Source organism: Cytobacillus firmus NBRC 15306 (assembly GCF_001591465.1).
In the GTDB taxonomy this organism is placed as follows: Bacteria; Bacillota; Bacilli; order Bacillales; family Cytobacillaceae; genus Cytobacillus; species Cytobacillus firmus.
On record NZ_BCUY01000173.1, the window covers coordinates 1 to 2,691 of the forward strand.

4 protein-coding genes are annotated in these 2,691 nt (G+C 35.2%); 3 read left to right on the forward strand and 1 reads right to left on the reverse strand.

Annotated features, from left to right (window positions below):
- Positions 1–1,066: IS4 family transposase (locus BFI01S_RS21480; RefSeq protein WP_061794390.1), on the forward strand; the 1,066-nt coding region annotated here is incomplete at its 5' end.
- Between the two features lie 390 nt (positions 1,067–1,456).
- Positions 1,457–1,657, forward strand: a complete 201-nt coding sequence (locus BFI01S_RS21485; protein WP_061794391.1) for a hypothetical protein — start codon at positions 1,457–1,459, stop codon at positions 1,655–1,657.
- A gap of 49 nt (positions 1,658–1,706) precedes the next feature.
- Here the strand turns inward: BFI01S_RS21485 and BFI01S_RS21490 are convergent, their stop codons facing one another.
- Positions 1,707–1,913: a DUF1657 domain-containing protein gene (locus BFI01S_RS21490; protein ID WP_061794392.1), complete on the reverse strand. Its 207-nt coding sequence runs from the start codon at positions 1,911–1,913 to the stop codon at positions 1,707–1,709.
- Positions 1,914–2,380: 467 nt separating this feature from the next.
- Here BFI01S_RS21490 and BFI01S_RS21495 point away from each other — a divergent pair, with 467 nt between their 5' ends.
- Entirely contained in the window at positions 2,381–2,614 is a 234-nt protein-coding gene (locus BFI01S_RS21495) for a hypothetical protein (RefSeq protein ID WP_142753051.1), read from the forward strand.
- Positions 2,615–2,691: the final 77 nt, after the last annotated feature.

Sequence of the window (2,691 nt, forward strand, 5' to 3'; positions counted from 1 at the left end):
AAATCTTCAATTATTTGAGGAACAGGTGAAAATGATGAAATTAGATTACTATACGAAAAAATTAACGACAGAGTCGTTCTTAAAATTACTGCTTTTTGCGCAGCTACAAGAAGTTGAAAGCCTTCATGCCCTAGGCGATTGTCTTTTCGATGACCAGCTTCAAAAGGGAATTGACCTTGATTCTATTAGTATTTCTCAGCTGTCACGTCGTCTAAACGGTATGAATCCTGATCTATTTCAAAGGCTTTTTCTTGATTTAGTGTCCCAAATTCATGTCAAAACGCACTACACCAACCTTGTGATGCCGTTAAAAATCATAGATTCAAGCACATTGCCACTCAATTTGACGAATCATAAATGGGCAAATTTCCGCAAAACAAAGGCTGGAGTGAAGTTACATCTGCGTCTTGTGTTTATGGAAAAAGGAATTTCCTACCCTGAAAAAGCCGTTATGACAACTGCCAAAGAACATGACCGTGACCAGCTCGAAATCATGGTAGATGACAAAGAATGCATGTATGTGTTTGACCGTGGTTACCTAGATTATGAACGTTTTGACCGTATGACCGATGATGGCTACTTTTTTCTTTCAAGGCTACGGAAAAACGCTGTAATACGTGAAGTTTACAACTTTAAACTACCTGAAAATACGTCTGTTTTATTGGATCAAATGGTGTTGATTGGTACGACACAAAACCGTGCTGAAAATTATTTTCGCCTGCTAAAGGTCTTGGATTCAAAAGGTAATGAGCTCCATTTAATCACCAATAGGTTTGATTTAGGTGCAGATGAAATTTCAGAAATGTACAAATCACGCTGGGCAATTGAATTGTTTTTCAAATGGATCAAACAACATCTCAGCATCAAAAAGTTCTACGGTCAGAGCGAATGGGCGATTCAAAATCAAGTATTTATCGCGCTTATTGTTTTTTGCCTACATGTACTTGTACAAATTGAAACAAGAAGTAAGCGAAAAACTTTACAAATTAGCCGTTATTTGAGGGTTGCATTGTGGAAACCAGCGCATATCTGGCTTCGAAAGATTGAAGGAAAAGCCATCCCTTGATAAGCGAATTTGTTGTCGTCGCACAGGTCTAATTGTAAATAAATTTCCAAATGGACAGAACCACCTTTAATTAGGCATTTACCTTTTTGGCTCTAAATAGAAACAATAATTAAACTGAAAATTATGACATTATTTATGCAACACTAATGACTATGTAATTATTCATTTAAGGGATAAGCTGAGTCAGTTTTAGAAAAGCATCCTATTACAGAAAAAGGAGAGCCTAGCTACAGGAGATTTATTTTAGTAATATTTTGGCTTAATTTTAAAACGAAAGGAATCTCAATAATTGTCTATCCAAAGGAATAATTGCTATTTAGAATTGAGGATAAAACAATTTATTCGAGGCATTCTATCTTTTGTACTAAACCACAAACAGGAGGAAGTAGCATGGCTAATCAAATTGATACTAATAAATTAAAACAAGCAGAGGCAGCCTCTTCTATTGTAAAAGATATGATAACTTCAGCGATTGAACAATCTGCTGCTAATACTACTCTTGCTTCAGAAGCATTAAAACAAGCATCAAATGAGTTTTATTTTGGTTATTTTGTCTTTCATGAAACCATCTCCGTTTTTCCCATTATTTAAAGGAATTAAAAAAGGTTGGCCTCCCAACCAACCTTTTTTATCTTACTCATTATTGTTGTTTGTATTGAGGTTCTTCTTGTTCTATTTGTTGAACACGTGGTTCAATGCTGTTTACAACCGATTGGGTTTGTTTAGCAGCATCTTGGTAAAGTTGCTTTGCTTGTTGATTTTCTGTACTAAGAGCAAATGTTTCGAAGCTAGCCTGCGCACTTTTTAATCCTGCTACTGCTGTCTTGACATCGTTTATTACTGTCATTTTAAATTCCTTCTTCCTTTTTTATTTGATGCTTACGAAAAATAATATCTCTCTTTTTAATGGTGTTTATTTATGGTAATTTAAGGGGGTTTTTAGACTCGAAGGGTTGTTTATTAAAACAATTCACCAAAAAGGAGGCGTTAACATCTTTCTAAATTCAATTATATGATCAAATTTCTTGAAGAAAATAAAAAAGCTAGCATGAAGCCTTTTTATATCGACAAAGAAACCTCATATCCTGATATAGTATTGCAATTTTATTATCAAGAATAGTGGGCTTTAATATAGTCTCGTACCCTGAATTAACATAAAGAGTCTGTGCATGATCTTATGAAGTTCTGCCTAACATGAAATATACAATTGGCCATCAGGAATGCCCAGGCTACTCATGGAAAAACTGCCCTGGGGATACGTGGAATTATAAAGATGTTATTGCTGGAAAGGGATTTGAAAAGGAGGTTTTTAAAGTGGCAGAAAGAGATGTAAATGAAGTTAGCGATTGGGCAGCAGCCAGTTGGAAAGAAGCCCAAGCAAATGGTTATTTTGACGGTACGCGGCCAGGGGATAATTTAACACGGGAAGAGGCAGCAATCATTGTTAACCGTTTACGAAGCAACTTTTTAAAGTTAATAGGATCAAATACAGCTGGAATAAAAGCCCTTGAAGGTAAGCTTCAGGAAATTGAAAAAGAAAACAGATGATAAATAAAGCCCTTCTCAATCGAGAGGGGCTTATTTTTAATTATTTACTTAATTTAATTTCTGTTGTTTCTGTTCCT

Excerpts from the sequence above, each read along its gene's own strand:
- BFI01S_RS21485 (WP_061794391.1), top strand. The coding sequence starts at position 1,457 with ATGGCTAATCAAATTGATACTAATAAATTAAAACAAGCAGAGGCAGCC.
- BFI01S_RS21490 (WP_061794392.1), bottom strand. The coding sequence starts at position 1,913 with ATGACAGTAATAAACGATGTCAAGACAGCAGTAGCAGGATTAAAAAGT.